The 19665-nt window shown below is 60.2% G+C and carries 17 protein-coding genes; 7 read left to right on the top strand and 10 right to left on the bottom strand.

From position 1 onward, the window contains the following. Positions 1 to 67 precede the first annotated feature (67 nt). The gene (locus USG84_RS16775; RefSeq protein ID WP_151414015.1) at positions 68 to 562 is read left to right on the top strand and encodes a PadR family transcriptional regulator; all 495 of its coding nucleotides are present in this window, start codon (positions 68 to 70) and stop codon (positions 560 to 562) included. Here USG84_RS16775 and USG84_RS16770 read toward each other — a convergent pair. Both USG84_RS16770 and USG84_RS16765 read right to left on the bottom strand, forming a co-directional pair. Next, positions 559 to 2118: a methyl-accepting chemotaxis protein gene (locus USG84_RS16770; protein WP_253543315.1), complete on the bottom strand. Its 1560-nt coding sequence runs from the start codon at positions 2116 to 2118 to the stop codon at positions 559 to 561. The two genes, USG84_RS16775 and USG84_RS16770, sit on opposite strands and share 4 nt — an antisense overlap. A 336-nt stretch (positions 2119 to 2454) precedes the next feature. Further along, on the bottom strand, positions 2455 to 3975 hold the full coding sequence (locus USG84_RS16765) for a methyl-accepting chemotaxis protein (RefSeq protein WP_253543316.1): 1521 nt from the start codon (positions 3973 to 3975) through the stop codon (positions 2455 to 2457). A gap of 435 nt (positions 3976 to 4410) precedes the next feature. Between USG84_RS16765 and ygjG the strand changes: the two genes are divergently transcribed. Further along, the gene (gene ygjG, locus USG84_RS16760) at positions 4411 to 5790 is read left to right on the top strand and encodes a putrescine aminotransferase (RefSeq protein WP_253543317.1); all 1380 of its coding nucleotides are present in this window, start codon (positions 4411 to 4413) and stop codon (positions 5788 to 5790) included. A gap of 39 nt (positions 5791 to 5829) precedes the next feature. On the opposite strand, the gene USG84_RS16755 is transcribed toward ygjG, so the two are convergent. After that, positions 5830 to 6432, bottom strand: a complete 603-nt coding sequence (locus tag USG84_RS16755; protein WP_151414013.1) for a helix-turn-helix domain-containing protein — start codon at positions 6430 to 6432, stop codon at positions 5830 to 5832. A 42-nt stretch (positions 6433 to 6474) separates the two neighbouring features. Here USG84_RS16755 and USG84_RS16750 point away from each other — a divergent pair, with 42 nt between their 5' ends. Next, positions 6475 to 7164: a B3/4 domain-containing protein gene (locus USG84_RS16750; protein WP_320738381.1), complete on the top strand. Its 690-nt coding sequence runs from the start codon at positions 6475 to 6477 to the stop codon at positions 7162 to 7164. A gap of 39 nt (positions 7165 to 7203) precedes the next feature. Here USG84_RS16750 and lsrG read toward each other — a convergent pair whose 3' ends face one another. The 6 genes from lsrG to lsrA are packed head-to-tail and all read right to left on the bottom strand — an operon-like array spanning position 7204 to position 12889. Further along, a complete protein-coding gene (lsrG, locus tag USG84_RS16745) occupies positions 7204 to 7497 on the bottom strand; it encodes a (4S)-4-hydroxy-5-phosphonooxypentane-2,3-dione isomerase (protein ID WP_044597614.1) in 294 nt (97 codons plus the stop codon). Continuing rightward, entirely contained in the window at positions 7494 to 8381 is an 888-nt protein-coding gene (lsrF, locus tag USG84_RS16740) for a 3-hydroxy-5-phosphonooxypentane-2,4-dione thiolase (RefSeq protein ID WP_151414012.1), read from the bottom strand. The genes lsrG and lsrF overlap by 4 nt, the downstream gene beginning before the upstream one ends. An 11-nt stretch (positions 8382 to 8392) precedes the next feature. Further along, positions 8393 to 9394 carry an autoinducer 2 ABC transporter substrate-binding protein LsrB gene (gene lsrB / locus USG84_RS16735; protein WP_320738380.1) on the bottom strand — a complete coding sequence of 334 codons (1002 nt, stop codon included), beginning with the start codon at positions 9392 to 9394 and terminating at the stop codon, positions 8393 to 8395. 1 nt (position 9395) lies between these two features. Next, entirely contained in the window at positions 9396 to 10373 is a 978-nt protein-coding gene (gene lsrD / locus USG84_RS16730) for an autoinducer 2 ABC transporter permease LsrD (RefSeq protein WP_320738379.1), read from the bottom strand. Then, positions 10374 to 11405: an autoinducer 2 ABC transporter permease LsrC gene (gene lsrC / locus USG84_RS16725; RefSeq protein ID WP_061097004.1), complete on the bottom strand. Its 1032-nt coding sequence runs from the start codon at positions 11403 to 11405 to the stop codon at positions 10374 to 10376. Then, complete coding sequence (gene lsrA, locus USG84_RS16720) at positions 11402 to 12889, bottom strand: autoinducer 2 ABC transporter ATP-binding protein LsrA (RefSeq protein WP_253543513.1); 1488 nt, start codon at positions 12887 to 12889, stop codon at positions 11402 to 11404. Before lsrA ends, lsrC begins: the two co-directional genes overlap by 4 nt. Positions 12890 to 13104: 215 nt before the next feature. Here lsrA and lsrR point away from each other — a divergent pair, with 215 nt between their 5' ends. From lsrR to USG84_RS16705, 3 genes are all read left to right on the top strand, one after another. After that, the gene (gene lsrR / locus USG84_RS16715; protein ID WP_045260116.1) at positions 13105 to 14076 is read left to right on the top strand and encodes a transcriptional regulator LsrR; all 972 of its coding nucleotides are present in this window, start codon (positions 13105 to 13107) and stop codon (positions 14074 to 14076) included. A gap of 32 nt (positions 14077 to 14108) precedes the next feature. Next, entirely contained in the window at positions 14109 to 15707 is a 1599-nt protein-coding gene (gene lsrK / locus USG84_RS16710) for an autoinducer-2 kinase (RefSeq protein WP_253543324.1), read from the top strand. 204 nt (positions 15708 to 15911) lie between these two features. Further along, complete coding sequence (locus tag USG84_RS16705; protein WP_253543325.1) at positions 15912 to 17933, top strand: FAD-dependent oxidoreductase; 2022 nt, start codon at positions 15912 to 15914, stop codon at positions 17931 to 17933. Here USG84_RS16705 and rlmG read toward each other — a convergent pair. Further along, complete coding sequence (gene rlmG / locus USG84_RS16700) at positions 17930 to 19066, bottom strand: 23S rRNA (guanine(1835)-N(2))-methyltransferase RlmG (RefSeq protein WP_151414011.1); 1137 nt, start codon at positions 19064 to 19066, stop codon at positions 17930 to 17932. The two genes, USG84_RS16705 and rlmG, sit on opposite strands and share 4 nt — an antisense overlap. An 83-nt stretch (positions 19067 to 19149) precedes the next feature. Here rlmG and USG84_RS16695 point away from each other — a divergent pair, with 83 nt between their 5' ends. Then, complete coding sequence (locus USG84_RS16695) at positions 19150 to 19653, top strand: M48 family metallopeptidase (protein WP_061096999.1); 504 nt, start codon at positions 19150 to 19152, stop codon at positions 19651 to 19653. The last annotated feature ends 12 nt before the right edge of the window (positions 19654 to 19665 follow it).

Raw genomic sequence — 19665 nt, 5'->3', positions numbered from 1 at the left:
GTTCTTTTAGATTGCATCTGAATATATCTTAGATATAGTTTAGATATATCAAATTGAGAGGCATAACATGCGACACGAACACGACGGCGGCGTACGCCGACCGCGCTTTTTCGGCCACGGCGACCTGCGGCTGGTGATTCTGGATATTCTGACCCGCAGCGCGAGCCACGGCTATGAGCTGATCAAAGAGATCGAGAACCTCACCCAGGGGAACTATACCCCGAGCCCCGGCGTGATCTACCCGACGCTGGATTATCTGCAGGATCAGACGTTTATCACCATTACGGAAGAAGAGAGCGGTCGTAAGAAGATTGCGATTACCGCTGAAGGACAACGCTGGCTGGACGAAAACCGGGAACAGCTGGAACAGATCCAGATGCGTATTAAGGCGCGCAGCGTCGGGTTTCAGCTGCGCAAAAACCCGCAGATGAAGCGGGCGCTGGATAACTTTAAAGCGGTGTTGGACCTGAAGGTGAATCAGGGAGAGCTCAGCGACGCGCAGCTCAGGCAGATTATCGGCGTAATCGACCGCGCGGCGCTGGAGATCTCCCAGCTGGATTAAGCCGGCGCGCGCTCGCTCACGCGGAAGACGCGTACCAGCTCTTTCAAGTGCATCGCCTGTTCGTTAAGGGATGCCGCCGCCGCGACGGACTCCTCCACCAGCGCAGAGTTCTGCTGGGTGGTGGCATCAATCAGGCCAATCGCGCTGTTGATCTGCGAGATCCCCTCCGTCTGCTCATGGCTGGCCTGGCGGATCTCGCGCAGGATCGCGTCCATCTCCTCCACGTTGCCGACCATGCCGTTGATCAACGCGCTCGCTTTTTCCACCAGATTCATCCCGTCCTGGGTCTGGCTGGTGGAGCTCTCGATCAGCTCGCGGATTTCACTGGCGGACGACGCGCTCTTCTGGGCTAGCTGGCGCACCTCGCCGGCCACCACCGCGAAGCCGCGACCGTGCTCACCGGCACGGGCCGCTTCCACCGCCGCGTTGAGCGCCAGAATGTTGGTCTGGAACGCAATGGCGTCGATCAGGTCGATAATGTCGGACATCCGGTTCGACGTCTCGTTAATCAGGCGCATTTTACTGGTCACCTGCTTCATCATCTCCCCGTTATTTTTGACCACCGTAGCGGCATCTGCCGAGAGGTTGGTCGCTTCCCCTGTGTGCGAGGCGGTGTTTTTCACCGTCGCGGTGATCTGCTCCATCGAGGCGGCGGTCTGTTCAACGGAACTTGCCTGCTCCTCGGTGCGCGCGGCAAGATCCTGGTTACCGGCGACAATCTGCGCGGCTGCGCTGGAGATGTTCTCCGAGCCGGTTTGCACCTGCTGCACAATGTCCAGCAGGCGGTTTTTCATCTCCATCAGTGCGTGCAGCAACAGGCCCGTTTCGTCTTTGCCGTGCGGCGTGATGCTGCCCGTCAGGTCGCCCTCTGAAATGGCATTGGCAAAATTCACCGCCTCGCCGAGCGGACGGGTGATAGCGCGCACGATAAACCAGCCAATCAGGCTGCCAGCCGCGACGCTAAAGAGGGTGATCAGGATTAGCAGCAGTCGGCTAGACCTGAAGTCGCCTTCCACCAGCGCCCCGGCGTTCTGCATCTCCTGGTTCTGAATCGCAATCAGCTCCTGCACTTTGGCTTTATAGGCCTGCTGCACGGTGAGGGTGTGGGTCATCATCTCCTGGATAGCACCCGCACGGTCGTTATTCTGCACCGCCTGCAAAATGCGATAGCGCGAGTCCAGATACTGCTGACGAACGTCGCGGATCTCGGCAAGAACCTGCTGCGATTTCGGGTCCTGCAACACCGTATTCAGCTCGCCCAAAATCACCGTGATATGCTCGCTGATCGCTTTAAGATGCTGCTGCGACTTTGCCGTGTACGTTCCCTGTTCATCCAGCAGCATGAGCTGCTGAGTGCTAATAAATTCCTGGAAGTTGTCGATTAACTGGTTCGCTTTTACCGTGGTGGGATAATCATGGGTAATGATGGATTGCATCCCGTTGTTAGCCCGGTTCAGGCTCAGTAAGGACATACTGGCGCTGACCACCATCAGGACAATAAAGAATCCAAACGCCAGAAATAATTTCGTGCCGATCTTTACGTCATGTAAGAACATATTTTCTCCATCGATGTGATTATTTCTCAGACGATCGCTGTTATCGGTAACGAATCCGCTAACTTTATGACTTTGATCGTTTTTTTATTTCATAACCATCACAATGGATAGGTAGAGGCTATTAATTTCGCCCCATCGATCGTTACCAGACCACCAGAACAGGGTTTTGCAAAATAGCATCGGGGAAAACTGACTTAGGCAGGGATAAATAACTGAGGCACTTTCTTTAGTTATTTAATATCTCATTAACAATAAAAGCCATTAATAGTCACAGCCAGAAATAAAAAAGCCGTTTATTCCTTACGGTATAAACGACTTTTCCGGAACATTACTGGCTCAATGGAGCACCGTCACCGCATCCTTAAGACGCCCGGCACGGTGTTTCACCATGGCAGAGATGTGCGCGCTCTCCTCGACCAGGTCAGCATTTTTTTGCGTAATGCTGTCCAGCTCCGCCACCGCGCGGGTTAACTCTGACAGTCCGGTGGCCTGTTCGGACGTCGAGTGGCTGATCTGCGCGATGAGCTGCGTGACGTTTTTCACCTGCTCGACAATATCATCCATCGTGCGGCCTGCGGCGTGCACCTGCTCGGAGCCGGACTGCACCCTGCTGGCGCTGGCATCAATCAGCTTACGGATATCATTCGCCGCATTCGCGCTGCGGCTGGCAAGGTGGCGAACTTCCCCCGCGACCACGGCAAAGCCTTTCCCCTGCTCGCCGGCCCTTGCCGCTTCAACGGCCGCATTCAGCGCCAGAATATTGGTCTGGAAAGCGATGTCGTTAATCAGGGAGGTAATCGAGCCGATGCGCTGCGTGCTGTCGGCAATGTCGTCCATGGTTTTGACGACGGTCTGCATCGCGTTGCCGCCTTTCGTCGCCGCGCTGCTCGCGGCTACGGAGAGTTTGTCCACTTCGGCGGCGGTTTCTGAGTTGCTCTGAACGGAGGCGGCCATCTGGTTCATCGTTGCGACGGTCTGCTGCACGTTCGCCACGGTCTGACGCGTACGATCGTTCAGCGCTTCATTCCCCTGCGCCAGCCTGTCGCTGCCGTCGCGGACGCTCATCACCTGGCTTGAGACGTCATTGATGAGCCAGCGGCACATCAGCCCCAGCTGTCCTACCGCGCGCAGGGTCAGCCCCAGCTCGTCGCTGCGGTTCAGATGCTGCACGCTGTTGCGCTCGCCGGTCGCCACCTTCAGCGCCTGATGCGCGACGTTTTCGATTGGGCGGACAATTTGCTGCTCAAACAGCAGCGTGCCCAGCAGCATGACCACGGCGGCCGCTGCGAGCGGTGCCCAGCCTGCGGAGGTGATCACCAGGGTAGCGGCAAGCGCGGCAAAGAGCATCGCCATCACGCTGCGCACGCGCCAGCGCAGCGGCATGGCAGGAAGTTTACCCAACCAGCCCTTACGCACCACCAGTCCTTTTTGAATGCGTTTTTTACAGCTCCCGTTATTCAGCGCCCGGTAGAGCGGCTCCACGGCGGCAATCTCTTCCTCCGTGGCTTTGGTGCGGATCGACATATAGCCCGTCACCTGCCCGTTTCGCACCATCGGCACCGCATTCGCGCGCACCCAGTAATGATCGCCATTTTTACGTCGGTTTTTGACAATCCCGCTCCAGGGCTCCCCCTGCTGCAGGGTGTACCACATATCGGCAAACGCCGCTTTTGGCATGTCGGGATGGCGCACCAGATTGTGCGGCTGGCCCATCAGCTCATCAAGCTGATAGCCGCTCACCTGCACAAAGGTGTCGTTTGCATGGGTCATATAGCTGTGGACGTCTGTGGTCGACATTAAGGTGGTGTCATCGTCCAGAGGATAGTTATTCTGGGTGACAAAGGAAGGAGAAGACATGGCGGGCATTCCTTGCAGGTTATTCGAATGTTAATTTTGTGGTTTATTGTTTTTTCGGCGGTAAACAATTTATCTTTAGTTGTTAAACATGATGGAGATCGCAGATTTCACTTAAACCGCACTTTTTGTGAGATTTTATAATTCATTGATTCCAAATACTTTCGTAAAGAAATTACCTATAAAGCACGACCTGTTAACCCCCACTTAAGCCGCAATCCATGCACTCCTTTAGTGCAGTTGCCCTTTTCTGCACCTGAGAATGCGGGCTGCCCTGTACCGCTAAATCCCGTTTCGATTGCTCCGGCATGATTAAATATTGCGCAACATAATTTTAACCTGGCGTTTATCCCGATTTTCGTTAAGTCATCTGAAGTGGCGTAATCCCTGCAATACTTAACTCAGTATCATGTGATACGCGATCCCCGGGAGCACATTTTGAACAGGTTACCTTCCAGCGCCTCGGCTCTTGCCTGTACCGCGCACGCACTGAATCTCATTGAGAAGCGAACGCTCGATCATGAGGAGATGAAACAACTTAACCGAGAGGTCATCGATTACTTTAAAGAGCATGTAAATCCTGGTTTTCTGGAGTATCGCAAATCTGTTACCGCCGGCGGGGATTACGGAGCCGTAGAGTGGCAAGCGGGAAGTCTGAACACGCTTGTCGACACCCAGGGACAGGAGTTTATAGATTGCCTGGGTGGTTTTGGTATCTTCAACGTGGGGCACCGTAATCCAGTAGTGGTTTCCGCCGTACAGAATCAACTTGCGAAACAACCTCTTCATAGCCAGGAACTGCTCGACCCGCTTCGCGCCATGCTCGCGAAAACGCTGGCGGCCTTAACCCCCGGCAAACTGAAATACAGCTTCTTCAGCAACAGCGGCACCGAGTCAGTCGAGGCGGCGATTAAGCTCGCCAAGGCGTACCAGTCGCCGCGCGGGAAATTTACCTTCGTTGCCACCAGCGGCGCGTTCCACGGTAAATCCCTGGGCGCACTGTCTGCTACCGCTAAATCCACCTTCCGCAAACCGTTTATGCCGCTGCTGCCGGGCTTCCGCCACGTGCCGTTTGGCGACATCAACGCCATGCGCACCGTGCTGAGCGAATGCCGTAAAACCGGCGATGACGTGGCGGCGGTGATCCTGGAGCCGATTCAGGGTGAAGGCGGCGTGATCCTGCCTCCACAGGGCTATCTGCCCGCCGTGCGTCAGCTGTGCGATGAATTTGGCGCGCTGCTGATCCTCGACGAAGTGCAGACCGGGATGGGGCGAACCGGCAAGATGTTTGCCTGCGAGCACGAAAACGTTCAGCCGGACATTCTGTGTCTGGCGAAGGCCCTCGGCGGCGGCGTGATGCCGATTGGCGCGACGGTGGCCACCGAGGAGGTGTTCTCGGTGCTGTTCGACAATCCGTTCCTGCACACTACCACCTTTGGCGGCAACCCGCTGGCCTGTGCGGCGGCGCTGGCCACCATCAACGTGCTGCTGGAGCAAAACCTGCCTGCGCAGGCGGAGCAGAAAGGCGACATGCTGCTGGACGGCTTCCGCCAGCTGGGGCGTGAGTACCCGGACCTGGTGCAGGAGGCGCGCGGCAAAGGGATGCTGATGGCAATCGAGTTTGTCGACAACGAAATCGGCTACAGCTTCGCGAGCGAGATGTTCCGCCAGCGGGTGCTGGTGGCCGGCACGCTCAACAACTCGAAAACCATCCGCATTGAGCCACCGCTGACGCTGACCATTGAGCAGTGTGAGCAGGTGCTGAAAGCGGCGAACAAAGCGCTGGCCGCGCTGCGGGTGAGCGTGGAAGAGGCGTAAAAAATCACCGGGCCTACAGGTGGCTGTAGGCCCGGTTTTTTATCGGTGAAACTCCGCCACGGTCATGGTGAAGCGAAGCACGGTATCGCCTTCGTTCGCATAGCCGTGCGCCGCTTCGGTTTTCGCCACAGCCGATGCGCCTGCATTAACCTGCGTCACCGTCTCGTCCACCGTCAGCGTCAACACGCCTTCGTTCACGTGCAGTAGCTCAAAGGTTCCCGCCGGATGCCCTGTCGAGGTGAAATACTCCCCCGGATGCATCTCCCACTGCCATAGCTCAATCATGTCCGGGCCCGCGGTGCCCGCCAGCAGCCTGGCGTAACCGCCCTGTGTGCCCTGCCACAGCACCGGAATCGCCGTTTCTTCTATAACATGCACCAGCGGCTCGCTGGAGACGTTGACGATATCCGCCACGGAGATGCCGAGCGCGGCGGCCAGCTTGCACAAAATGGCGATGCTGGGATTGGCTGCGCCCTTTTCGATCTCTACCAGCATGCCTTTGCTGACGCTTGCGCGGCGGGACAGTTCGTCCAGCGACAGCTTTTTCTCTTTACGCCAGTTGCGTATGCGGTTTGCCACGGCCAGGCTTACCTGGGCAACATCGGCACCCGAATCAGTCATTATATTGACTTTATCAGTCATTGGTCACTACCATGGTATAAAACAGTCAATACAGGATTATTTATGTCTCTCGTAACGCCGTCAATAGATTCGCGACTTGCCGACATTGCGCCCGGCTTTCGGGCATTGAGCATTCTGGTTGAAGCCACGCCGATTAGCCACCCGGAGGTTGCGCCCGCCGCGCTGGCGCAGGCCTGTCAGCAGATGTTGAATGATGATGTGCCCTGGGCTAATGCGCACCTTTCAGACTGGGATGAGGTGTTTAAAGCCTTCGGCGCGAAACCGAAACGCACGCCCTGCTCGGCGGCTGCCCTGCGCAAGCGGGTATTGAAAGACGGTTCGCTGCCATCGCTGGATCCTGTCGTGGATATCTATAACGCGGTGAGCATTCGCTATACCATTCCGGTGGGTGGGGAAAATCTCTCGGCGTACTCGGGTGCGCCCCGTCTGACCCTGGCCGACGGCAGCGAGCCGTTTGATACTTTCAAAGAGGGACAACCAGTGGTGGAACATCCGGAACCGGGCGAGGTTATCTGGCGCGACGACCTGGGCGTGACCTGCCGACGCTGGAACTGGCGCCAGGGGATACGGACGCGTCTGGACAGCCAGGCGCAATCCATGTGGTTTATTCTTGAAAGCCTGCCGTCGATGCCGCTTGCGGCACTGGAAGAGGCAGGGGAAGAGCTGGTCAACAACCTGCAACGGCTGATGCCGGGAGCCACTGCTCAGGTTCAGCTGATGGAGCTGGCCTGAACAACGCCCGGTAAGCGTTAGCGCCACCGGGCAAGGCCGTTACTCCGGCAACAGCCCCACAAAACTGCGTTTCTTACGCGGCTCTGACATCAGCTCCTCAAGCTTATCCACGCACGCCAGATAGTGCGGGGTTTGCTTGTGCGCCAGCACAGCCTCTTCGTCTTTGTAGGCCTCATAAATAAAGAACCGGGTTTTCACCCGCGGGTCCTGCAAGACGTCAAAGCGTAGGTTCCCCGGCTCCCTGATTGCCCCCTCGTGGTTGGCGCGAAACACCTCCAGAAACTCGTCCACTCGCTCGGGCTTGATGTTGATCTCCACTAACGTCACGTTCATTTCGCTTCTCCCTGTTTCTCTTCCTGCCAGAACTGGAATGCATCTCTGGCGTTCCAGTTCTCATGAACCACTTTCTTCACCGCCTTCAGCATGGCGAGCGGCGCGCTGGACTGGAAGATATTGCGCCCCATGTCCACGCCGGACGCGCCCTGGTCGATCGCGCGCCAGCACATCTCCAGCGCTTCGTGCTCCGGCAGCTTTTTGCCCCCGGCGATCACAATCGGCACCGGGCAGCTGGCGGTCACTTTTTCAAAACCTTCGTCCACGTAGTAGGTTTTGACGAACTGCGCCCCCATTTCGGCGGCGATGCGGCTGGCGAGCGAGAAGTAGCGCGCGTCGCGCGCCATCTCCTTGCCGACGCCCGTCACCGCTAGCACGGGCATCCCGTAGCGCGCGCCCGCGTCCACCAGCTTGATGATGTTGTTGATCGACTGATGCTCAAACTCGCTGCCTATGTACACCTGTGCCGCCACCGCGCAGACGTTCAGGCGCAGCGCGTCCTCCATCGCCACCGCCACGCACTCGTTCGACAGCTCGCCCAGAATCGAGTTACCGCCGGAGGCGCGCAGCACCACCGGTTTGTTCGTCGCGGCTGGCACCTGGCTTCGCAGAATGCCGCGGGTACACATCAGCACGTCGGTTTCACCAAACAGCGGCGCGATGGAGAGGTCGATACGCTCAAGCCCGGTGGTCGGCCCCTGAAAGTAGCCGTGGTCAAAGGCCAGCATCACCGTGCGGTTGCTCTGCGGGTTGAAGATGCGCGAAAGCCTGGACTGCATGCCCCAGTCCAGCGAGCCGCAGCCCTTCAGAGTGTAAGGCACATTCTGCTGCGGCGTGCCGATGCCAAAATCCTTGCCGTCTTTGATGTCGTCTAAATCAGCCATTTGCTCCCCCGTCAGAAATCGTATTTATTGATGTTCTCTTTGGTGAACACCACGCGCTCCGGCAGCAGCACGATGCCGTTGCCCTTCGCCTCATACTGGTAGCCCTGCACGCTGTTCGGCTCGACCTTCAGCGCACCGATGTCTTTGACGTCCACGCTGTCGCCAACGTTAAGATCGCCTTTTTTCAGCAGACGATCGGCGACATTGACCGCAATTTTGCCCTGTTGTACGACATCCCACAGGCCGAAAGCTTTCACCGTGCCGCGCTCAACGTACGGGCGCATGACGTTCGGCGTACTGAACCCAACGATTGCCACCCCTTCGCGCTTCAGGTTTTCCGCCGCCTGTGCCGCCGCCGGCAGCGCGTTGGCGTCCGGCGCGATGATCGCATCCAGATCCGGATACGCTTTTAAGATCCCCTCGGCGGTTTGCAGGGATTTGGTGGCATCGTTATAGCCAAACTGGGTCGTGACGATCTGCCACTGGGGATGATCTTTCTCGATTTTGGCCTTCGCCTCTTTCACCCACTGGTTCTGGTCGGTGACGGTCGGGCTGGAGTAGAAGAACGCCACTTTCGCATTCGGTTTGGTGACCTGCTTGCCCGCCATCTCCACCAGCAGGCCGCCGAGCTGCTCCGGCGTCCCCTGGTTGATGTAGATGCTGCGGCACTCCGGTTTGGTGTCGGAGTCCCAGGTCAGAACTTTCACGCCGCGCTGCATCGCGCGCTTGAGCGCCGGGCAGAGGCCGTCCGGCGACACGGCGGAGACGATGATGGCGTTATAGCCCTGGTTGACGAAGTTGTTGATGAGCTGCACCTGGCCGGAAACGCTCGGCTCGGTCGGGCCGTCGTAGGTGACGTCCACGCCGAGCGCTTTCCCCGCCTCTTTCGCGCCGTTGCCGCCGCTGGTAAAGAAGCCCACGCCTACCAGCTTCGGGATAAAGGCAATGCGGTCAGCCGCCTGCGCCGAGGCGAAGCTGAGGGCCATTGCCAGGACGAGCAGTTTTGTTTTCATCTTACGCTCCGGATAGTTTTCTGAAGAGAGATCGCACCCATTCGCGGTGCAGACTCAGCGAACGTCCCATCACCACCACAACCAGCAGCGCACCTGAAAGCGCGCTTGATACCTGGTTGGGGATGCCGACCATCTGTAAACCCTGTTGCAGGTAGCCCACCAGCAGCGCCGCCAGCGCCGTACCGACAACCGAACCTGACCCGCCGTAGATATTGGCCCCGCCGAGTACGGCGGCGGTGAGCGCAGGCATGAGTAAATCGCGCCCCAGATCCGAACGCGCGGAGCCGAAATAGGAGACCATCACCAGCGCGGCAATCGCCGAGGCCACGCCCACCAGGCCGTACAGGGCGTAGGGCATGCCGTTCACCGACAGCGCCGCATAGCGCGCCGCGCGCGGATTCTGGCCGATTAAGAACAGATGACGTCCAAAGCGCCCGCGGTGGGTAATCAGCCAGAAGAAGACGGTAATCACCGCGAACAGCACCAGCGGGATCGGCAGGCCCAGCACCGTGAGGTTAGCGAACGCCGTGAAGCTGTCCGGGAAGCCGCCGATGCCCTCATAGCCCGTCGCGCCCGCCATGCCGGAGAGCAGCAGCGCGCCGCCGCCGTAGAGGTAGAGCGTGCCGAGGGTGATCACCAGCGGGCTAATGCCGGTGTAGTGAATAAGCGCGGCATTAAATAATCCGCACAGCAGGCCGAGCAGCAGCGTCAGTGGAATAGCCGCCGCCATCGGCCACCCCGCCTGCATCATCACCCCCAGCGCGATGGCGCAGAGGCCGATGGTCGAACCGAGGGAGATGTCGATCCCGCCGCTGATGATGACCAGCGTGAGCGGCAGCGCCACGATGCCGATGCAGATGAAGTCGCTGGTGCTGAACAACAGCATGTTGATGTCGAGCATGCGCGGGTTGATGGCGCCAAAGAGCAGGATCTCCAGCACCAGTAAAATCAGCAGCGCGCTTTCCCAGTTAAACCTCATTTACGCCACCTCTTTTTTGCGTTCTGGAAACGGGGTAACGTGCTTCCCCCCTCTGTTACCCGGCTGGAATCGGCCGTACTTCAGCGCCCGCTGATGGCGCGCCAGCGCCTGGCGCAGGCGCCCGTCGAGCACCAGCACGCCCAGCAGCACCAGCCCGGCGATAAAGTCGTTCCACCACGCCGGGAGCCTGAACAGCACCAGCACGGTGTCGATTTGGGTCAGGAAGAAGGCGCCGAGGAAAGCGCCGACCAGCGTGCCCGTGCCGCCCAGCAGCGAAATCCCCCCGAGCACGCAGGCGGCGATGGCCTTCATCTCCAGCCCGCTGCCGGTCTGGTTGGGCACGAAGCCAATCTGCGCGGCAAACACGATCCCGGCGCAGGCCGCCAGCATGCCGTTCAGGGTAAAGGCAATCATGCGGGTGCGGTTCACCGCCACGCCCAGCTGGCGCGCGGCGGCGAGGTTATCACCCACCGCGTAGAAATCCCGCCCGAACGCGGTGCGCGACAGGGCCCACGCGCCTGTGGCCGCGATAATCAGCACCAACATGCCGAGCGGCGAAATGCCGACGGCGGCAGGCTCAGAGAGGGATTTCAGCCCCGGCGGCAACCCCTCAATCCACTTACCCCCCGTCCAGAGCAGCATCGCCCCGCGATACAGCCCCAGCGTCCCGAGGGTGGCGACAATCGCCGGAATGCGCAGCCCCACCACCAGAAAACCGTTGAACGCCCCGGCCAGCGCGCCTATCGACAGCGCGAAGAGAATAGAAACGGGCAGGCTGTAGCCGCCGTTGAGCGCCACGCCCACGGCAATGGCGGACAGCCCGACGGTGGAACCCACGGACACATCAATATTGCGGGTCAGCATCACCAGCGCAGCGCCGATGGCCAGCAGGATCAGGATCTGCGAGCTGGCGAAGATCATCCCCAGCGTCTGTAAACTTAGGTAGGACGGGTTCAGCGCCACCAGCACGGCGAACAGCGCCAGAATGGCGAGAAACGCGCTCAGTTCGCGGTTTTTGAGTAAGGTCTTCATGATTGCCCTCCAAACGCCAGCGCCATCATCTTGTCGAGGCTGACCGCGTGGCGCGGCAGCTCCCCGCTAAGCACGCCCTGATGCATCACCAGCACGCGATCCGCGAGGCCGGGAAATTCATCGAGATCGCTTGAGATCATCAGCACCGCCACGTTCTGTGCCGCCACGCTTTTTATCAGCTGGTAGATGTCGGCGCGCGCCGAGACGTCCACCCCGCGCGTCGGCTCATCGACGATCAGCAATAGCGGATTGGCCTCCAGGCAGCGCGCCAGCAGCACCTTCTGCTGGTTGCCGCCGGAGAGCGTGCGCACGGGTTGATCCGCATGGTTGAGCCTGATCCCCAGCGCCCGATGATAGCGCTCCACTACCGCAGACTCCCGCCCGCGCTGCTGCCAGATAGACGGTTCGTTCAGCGCCACGGTGTTCCAGCGGACAGGCGCGTCGAGGAACAGGCCGGACACCTGCCTGTCTTCCGGCAGGTAGACTAGCCCTTTCTCCAGGCGTGAACTGACCAGCTCGTTGGCGATCTCCTGATTCTCCAGCCAGACCCGCCCACCGCGCACCGGACGAAGGCCGTACAGGGTTTCCGCAAATTCGGTGCGCCCGGAACCCACCAGCCCGGCCAGGCCGACGATCTCCCCGGCGTAGATCTCAAGGCTGAGATCGATAAACCCCTCCCCGGTAAGATCCTCCACCCGCAGCACCGGAAAATCCTGCGCCTGGGTGCGGCGGTTGCCCGGCAGCGCCAGCCACAGCTTTTGCGTATCGCTCAGGGCCTTCTCCCGGCTCACCGGCGTCATGGCGGCGATCAGGGCGCTGTCGTCAAACTGCGCGGTTTCGCCACTCAACACTACCGCGCCGTCGCGCATGACCGAGACGTGGCTGGAAAGCATGCGGATTTCAGGGAACTTGTGCGAGATAAAAACAATCCCGACGCCAAGATCCTGCAGGGCGCGGATCTGGCGAAACAGCCGCTCGGTTTCGCCGGGCGTGAGGGATGCCGTGGGCTCGTCGAGGATCAGGATCCTGGCGTTGCGCATCAGCCCGCGGAGGATCTCCACCATCTGCTGATCCGCCACTTCCAGGGTGCTGGCGGTGGCGTCGAGGTTAAGCTGGCACTGGAGCTGCTGGAGTTTCTCCGCCAGCCGCGTTTCCAGATCGCGCTCGCGCGGCAGGCGGAACAGGATGTTTTCCCGCACCGTCAGGTTGGGGAACAGCAGCGGCTCCTGCGGCACCAGGTAAATGCCGAGCTTGTGCGCCTGCGCGGGCGTGAGCCGTGCAAAAGACTCCCCCGCGACCGAAAGTTCACCGCTATCCGGCGTCTCCACCCCGGCGATGATCTTCATCAGCGTCGATTTCCCCGCGCCGTTTCCGCCCATCAGGGCGTGCACCTGGCCCGCAAGCAGCGTGAAATCAATGCCTTTCAGAACCGGCACGCCCGAGAATTGCTTGCTGATATTCCGCGCGTCGAGAAGTGGTGTCATCATCGCTCCGCTATTGAACAAATGATTTTTAGATTTAATAATGTTCAAAAGCGTAGACGGTGAACTATATTTACAACCGTGCAGGGATCACAGTTTTACCGTTTGAGATTCAGATAAACCAGAAACGATCGAAATGATCCGTTTTGTCGCGTGGCTCACATTTTCCCTCCGCGCCATCACGAACATATGATCTAAATTTTTATAAGAGTTCAACTATGAGCGATAAACGCACTGCGGAAGAAGGACGGTTTGCCGGGCTGGCGCTGGCGGAAGAGGAGCTGGTAGCGCGCGTGGCCTGGTGCTACTACCACGACGGGCTAACCCAGAACGACATCGGCGAGCGGCTCGGGCTGCCGCGCCTGAAGATCTCCCGCCTGCTGGAGAAGGGCCGCCAGTCCGGGGTGATCCGCGTGCAGATCAACTCCCGCTACGAGGGCTGCCTGTCGCTGGAAACCGAGCTACAGCAGCGCTTTGGGCTAAAGCTGGTGCGCGTGATGCCCGCCCTCAATACGCCGCCGATGAACGTGCGGCTGGGCATTGGCGCGGCGCAGTCGCTGATGGGCGTGCTGGAACCCGGCCAGCTGCTGGCGGTGGGGTTTGGTGAAACCACCATGAGCAGCCTGCAGCACCTGAGCGGCTTTATCAGCTCGCAGCAGATCCGCCTGGTGACGCTCTCCGGCGGCGTCGGGCCGTATATGACCGGTATCGGCCAGCTCGACGCGGCCTGCAGCGTCAGCATGATCCCCGCCCCGCTTCGCGTCTCATCCGCCGAGGTGGCCGGGATCTTAAAACGCGAGACCAGCGTGCGGGACGTGATCCTCGCCGCCACCGCCGCCGACGTGGCGGTGGTCGGCATTGGTTCGGTGAACCAGCGCCGTGACGCCACCATACTGCGCTCCGGCTATATCAGCGAAGGCGAGCAGCTGATGTACGCCCGCAAAGGGGCGGTCGGCGACATTCTCGGCTATTTCCTCAATGCGGAGGGCGAGTGCGTTGAGGAGCTGGAGATCCATAAAGAATTGCTGGGCGTCACGCTCGATGAACTGGCGCAGCTGCCCACCATCGTTGGCGTGGCCGGAGGGGAAGAGAAAGCCGATGCGATTTATGCCGCACTGAAGGGTCGCCGTATCAATGGCCTGGTGACGGAAGAGACGACAGCCCGCGCGGTGCTGGCTCTGGCCGAATAAGAGTCGCCCTGCGCTAACAACGAGGCAAGCTCATGAGTTACCTTTTAGCGTTAGATGCAGGGACAGGCAGCGTTCGCGCCGTGATTTTCGATTTACAGGGCAACCAGGTTGCCGTCGGCCAGGCCGAGTGGAAGCACCTGAGCGTGGAGAACGTGCCGGGGTCGATGGAATTTGATCTGGAGACCAACTGGCGGCTGGCCTGCCGGTGCATTCATCAGGCGCTGGAACGCGCGCGCCTGAGCGCGGCGGATATTCAGTCCGTCGCCTGCTGCTCGATGCGCGAAGGGATCGTGCTGTATGACCGCAACGGCGAGGCCATCTGGGCCTGCGCCAACGTCGATGCCCGCGCCAGCCGCGAGGTGGTCGAACTCAAAGAGATCCACGACTATCGTTTTGAATCCGAGGTGTATGACGTTTCCGGCCAGACGCTGGCGCTGAGCGCCATGCCCCGCCTGCTGTGGCTGGCGCACCACCGTCCGGACATCTACCGCAAGGCTGCGACCATCACCATGATCAGCGACTGGCTGGCGGCGAAGCTCTCCGGCGAGCTGGCGGTCGACCCGTCTAACGCGGGCACCACCGGCATGCTCGATCTCTTCTCCCGCGACTGGCGTCCGGCGCTGCTCGACATGGCCGGGCTACGCGCCGATATCCTCTCCCCGGTGAAAGAGACCGGCACCGTGCTGGGGGCAATTACCAGAGAGGCCGCGCAGCAGAGCGGCCTGCGCGAAGGTACCCCGGTTGTGATGGGCGGCGGCGACGTGCAGCTGGGCTGTCTGGGGCTGGGCGTGGTCCGCGCCGGACAAACGGCGGTGCTGGGCGGCACCTTCTGGCAGCAGGTGGTGAACCTGCCGCAGGTGCGCACCGACCCCGAGATGAACATCCGCGTGAACCCGCACGTCATTCCCGGCATGGCGCAGGCGGAGTCGATCAGCTTCTTTACCGGGCTGACCATGCGCTGGTTCCGCGACGCCTTCTGCGCGGAGGAGAAGCTGATTGCCGAGCGGATGGGGATGGACACCTACTCCCTGCTGGAAGAGATGGCGAGCCGCGTGCCGGCGGGCTCCCACGGGGTGATGCCGATCTTCTCCGACGCGATGCATTTTAAGCAGTGGTACCACGCCGCGCCGTCGTTTATTAACCTCTCCATCGACCCGGAAAAGTGCAACAAAGCGACGCTGTTTCGCGCGCTGGAGGAGAACGCGGCGATTGTCTCGGCCTGCAACCTGGCGCAGATCTCGCGCTTCTCCGGCGTTAACTTCGAAAGCCTGGTGTTTGCGGGCGGCGGTTCCAAAGGAGCCCTGTGGAGCCAGATCTTAAGCGACGTCACCGGGCTGCCGGTACGCGTGCCGGAAGTGAAGGAGGCGACGGCGCTGGGGTGCGCCATTGCGGCAGGTGCTGGCGCGGGGCTGTTTGCGGATATGGCCTCGACGGGCGAACGGCTGGTGAAGTGGAGCCATGAGTTCACGCCAAACCCGCAGCACCGCGAGCTGTACGACGGCATGATGCAGAAATGGCAGGCGGTGTACGCCGACCAGCTCGGGCTGGTGGACAGCGGGCTGACGACGTCGATGTGGCAGGCACCGGGGTTAGTAAAAACCCACCCCCCTCACCCTGCCCCTCTCCCCTAAGGGGAGAGGGAAAAAACCTGATCGAGCCAATTCTTTAAGGCCGCACCGGCCAGTCCCCTCTCCCCTCCGGGGAGAGGGGTAGGGTGAGGGGCAATATTTGAATCCCATCACAATCACCGCATTCCCCTTTTCCCTTTTACTCTCCGCTGGCTAAATTAGTAACTCATCCGACCACATAACAATAATTTTACACTGGAAGAGACTATGAGCCGCTACCCGTCGTTATTTGCCCCCCTCGATCTGGGGTTTACCACCCTTAAAAACCGCGTGCTGATGGGCTCGATGCACACCGGGCTGGAGGAGCATCCGGATGGGGCCGAGCGTCTGGCGGCCTTCTACGCCGAGCGCGCCCGCCACGGGGTGGCGCTGATTGTCACCGGCGGCGTGGCCCCTGCACCTTCCGGCGTGGGCATGGAGGGCGGCGCGGTGCTGAACGATGCTTCACAGCTGCCGCACCACCGCACTGTGACCGACGCGGTACACCGCGAGGGCGGCAAAATCGCCCTGCAAATCCTGCATACCGGACGCTACAGCTACCAGCCAAACCTGGTCGCGCCGTCGGCCATTCAGGCGCCGATTAACCGCTTCAAGCCCCATGCCCTCAGCCACGACGAGATACTGACGCTGATAGACGATTTCGCCCGCTGCGCCGCGCTGGCGCGTGAGGCGGGCTACGACGGCGTCGAGGTGATGGGCTCCGAAGGCTACCTGATTAACGAATTTCTCGCCGCGCGCACCAACCAGCGCGACGACGAATGGGGCGGCGACTATGCCCGCCGGATGCGCTTTGCCGTGGAGGTGGTGCGCGCGGTGCGCGAACGTGCGGGCGCGGACTTTATTATCATCTTCCGCCTGTCGATGCTCGACCTGGTGGAGGGCGGCGGCACGTTCGACGAAACCGTGCAGCTGGCGCAGGCGATTGAAGCCGCAGGCGCCACGATTATCAATACCGGCATCGGCTGGCACGAGGCGCGCATCCCGACCATCGCCACGCCGGTGCCGCGCGCGGCGTTCAGCTGGGTGACGCGCAAGCTGAAGGGCAAAGTATCTGTTCCACTGGTCACCACCAACCGCATTAACGATCCGCAGGTGGCGGACGATGTGATTTCACGCGGCGATGCCGATATGGTGTCGATGGCGCGTCCGTTCCTCGCGGATGCGGAACTGCTCTCCAAAGCGCAAAGCGGCCGCGCGGATGAGATCAACACCTGCATCGGCTGTAACCAGGCCTGTCTGGATCGGATCTTCGTCGGGAAGGTCACCTCTTGCCTGGTTAACCCGCGCGCCTGCCATGAAACCAAAATGCCGGTGGTTCCGGCGGTCAATAAAAAACGCCTGGCCGTCGTGGGCGCTGGCCCCGCCGGGCTGGCGTTTGCGGTGAACGCCGCTTCGCGCGGGCACAGCGTGACGCTGTTTGATGCGCTGGCGGAGATTGGCGGGCAGTTTAATATCGCCAAACAGATCCCCGGCAAAGAGGAGTTTTATGAAACGCTGCGCTACTACCGCAGGATGATCGAGCTAACGGGCGTCGAGCTACGGCTTAACCAGCTTGTCAGCGCGGCGGATCTGATCGGTTTCGATGAGACGATCCTGGCGAGCGGGATCGTACCGCGCACGCCTGCGATCGAGGGCATCGATCATCCGAAAGTCTTGAGCTACCTCGACGTGCTGCGTGACAAAGCGCCCGTTGGCGAGAAGGTGGCAATTATCGGCTGCGGCGGGATCGGCTTTGATACCGCCATGTACTTAAGCCAGCCGGGCGAAGCCACCAGCCAGAACATTGCCGAGTTTTGCGTAGAATGGGGCATTGATACCAGCCTGAGCCAGTCCGGCGGATTACGCCCGGAAGGGCCGCAGCTGCCGAAAAGCCCGCGCCAGATCGTGATGCTCCAGCGTAAGGCCAGCAAGCCGGGCGAAGGGCTGGGCAAAACCACGGGCTGGATCCACCGCGCCACCTTGCTCTCACGCGGGGTGAAGATGATCCCGGCGGTGAGCTATCAGAAGATCGACGACGAGGGTCTGCACGTCACGATCGGCGGCGAGCCGCAGCTGCTGCGCGTGGATCATGTGATTCTATGTGCCGGACAGGAGCCAAAGCGGGATCTGGCCGATCCGCTGCGCGAGGCAGGTAAAACGGTGCATTTGATCGGCGGGTGCGACGTGGCGATGGAGCTGGATGCGCGGCGGGCAATTGCGCAGGGCACCCAGCTTGCACTAACGATTTAGCGACGGCGACCCAGCTTCACCGATTTCAGCACCACAAATTTGTTATTGGTGGCAATGGTGACGCAGTTGCCGAAAATCTTCTTCAGCTTGTGGAAGTAGTCAAGGTGGCGGTTCGCCACGATGTACAGCTCGCCGTTGATTTTCAGGCAGCGGCGCGCGTGGTGGAACATCTCCCACGCGACGTTATCCGTCAGGGCGTGCTTCTGGTGGAACGGCGGGTTGCAGAATACGGCGTTGAAGCGGAATGGCTCTACGCCGGAGAGCGCGTTGTTGATCATAAACTCGCAGCGATCCACCGCTTCCGGCATGTTGGTTTCCACGTTCAGACGGCTCGACGCCACCGCCATCGGCGATTCGTCGCTGAACACCACGCTGGCTTCCGGGTTCTTCGCCAGCAGCGTCAGGCCAATCACGCCGTTGCCGCAGCCCAGATCGACGATTTCCCCTTCCAGATTTTCCGGCAGGTGCTCCATAAAGAAACGCGCCCCGATGTCCAGCCCGGTGCGGGAGAAAACGTTCGCATGGTTGTGGATGGTCCAGTCGGTGCCTTCCAGCTTCCAGCTCAGCGTCTCCGGCGCGTCGGCCAGCTCCGGTGCGCTGAAGGTGCAGTTGATCAGGCGCGCTTTTTTCCAGGCCAGCGTCGTGGTGGTCGGGCCGAGCACTTTCTCGAACAGCTCCAGCGTTGAGGTGTGGATATCGCGCGCTTTGGCACCCGCGATGATGCGGGTTTCCGGCGTGACGACCTTACGCAGCGCGCGCAGCTGCTGCTCCAGCAGCGCCATGGTTTTTGGTACCTTGATCAATACCACGCCCGGCGCCTGCGGGTAGTCCGCGGTGCTGTCGAGAAACTTCACGCTGGACTCGTCGATGTCGTTATGGCGCAGGTTTTCACGCGTCGCCAGCTCGCTCAGGTAGGAATCACCGATGCTGTAAGGCGTGTGCTCCGCCAGGGCGCAGCCCAGCGCGCCAAACGCGTCATTCAGGATCAAAACCGGGCCGCGGATTTCAGTCTCATCCAACTGCTGCAGCAGATATTCATCCGCCGCTTCCCACGCCTGAAGCGGGTTAACGTCGTCCGTTTCCGGGTAACGTTTAAGGTTGAGTGAACGGAAACCGTTGTCTAAGTGGCTCATCGGCCCTCCTGAATGGTAAAATTTGGCGTATCCCTGAAAAGGGTGCGTGAGTATACCCGTTTTATTGTCGATTTGGGGCGTTGATGAACCAACTTACTTATCTCCAGGGCTATCCGGAGCATTTACTTTCCCAGGTTCGCAGCCTGATTGCCGAGCAGAAGCTCGGCGCGGTGCTGGAAAAACGCTACCCCGGCACGCACGATTTCGCGACCGATAAGGCCCTCTGGCAGTATACGCAGGATCTAAAAAGCCGGTATCTGAAGAGCGCGCCGCCGATAAACAAGGTGATGTACGACAACAAGATCCACGTGCTGAAAAACGCGCTCGGCCTGCACACCGCTATCTCCCGCGTGCAGGGTGGCAAGCTGAAGGCCAAAGCCGAGATCCGCGTGGCGACCGTGTTTCGTCACGCGCCGGAAGCGTTTCTGCGGATGATCGTGGTGCATGAGCTCGCACACCTGAAAGAGAAAGAGCACGACAAAGCGTTCTATTCTCTGTGCTGCCACATGGAGCCGCAGTACCACCAGCTGGAGTTTGACACCCGCCTGTGGCTTACGCATTTATCGTTAAATGGTAATGCGGAATAGCGCACTGGTTTT

Origin of the sequence: Enterobacter sp. 168J2 (genome assembly GCF_034107265.1) — a bacterium.
Lineage (GTDB): Bacteria > Pseudomonadota > Gammaproteobacteria > Enterobacterales > Enterobacteriaceae > Enterobacter > Enterobacter nematophilus.
The sequence above is the reverse complement of the archived record's forward strand: the minus strand, read 5'-3'. Positions and strand labels throughout refer to the sequence as shown.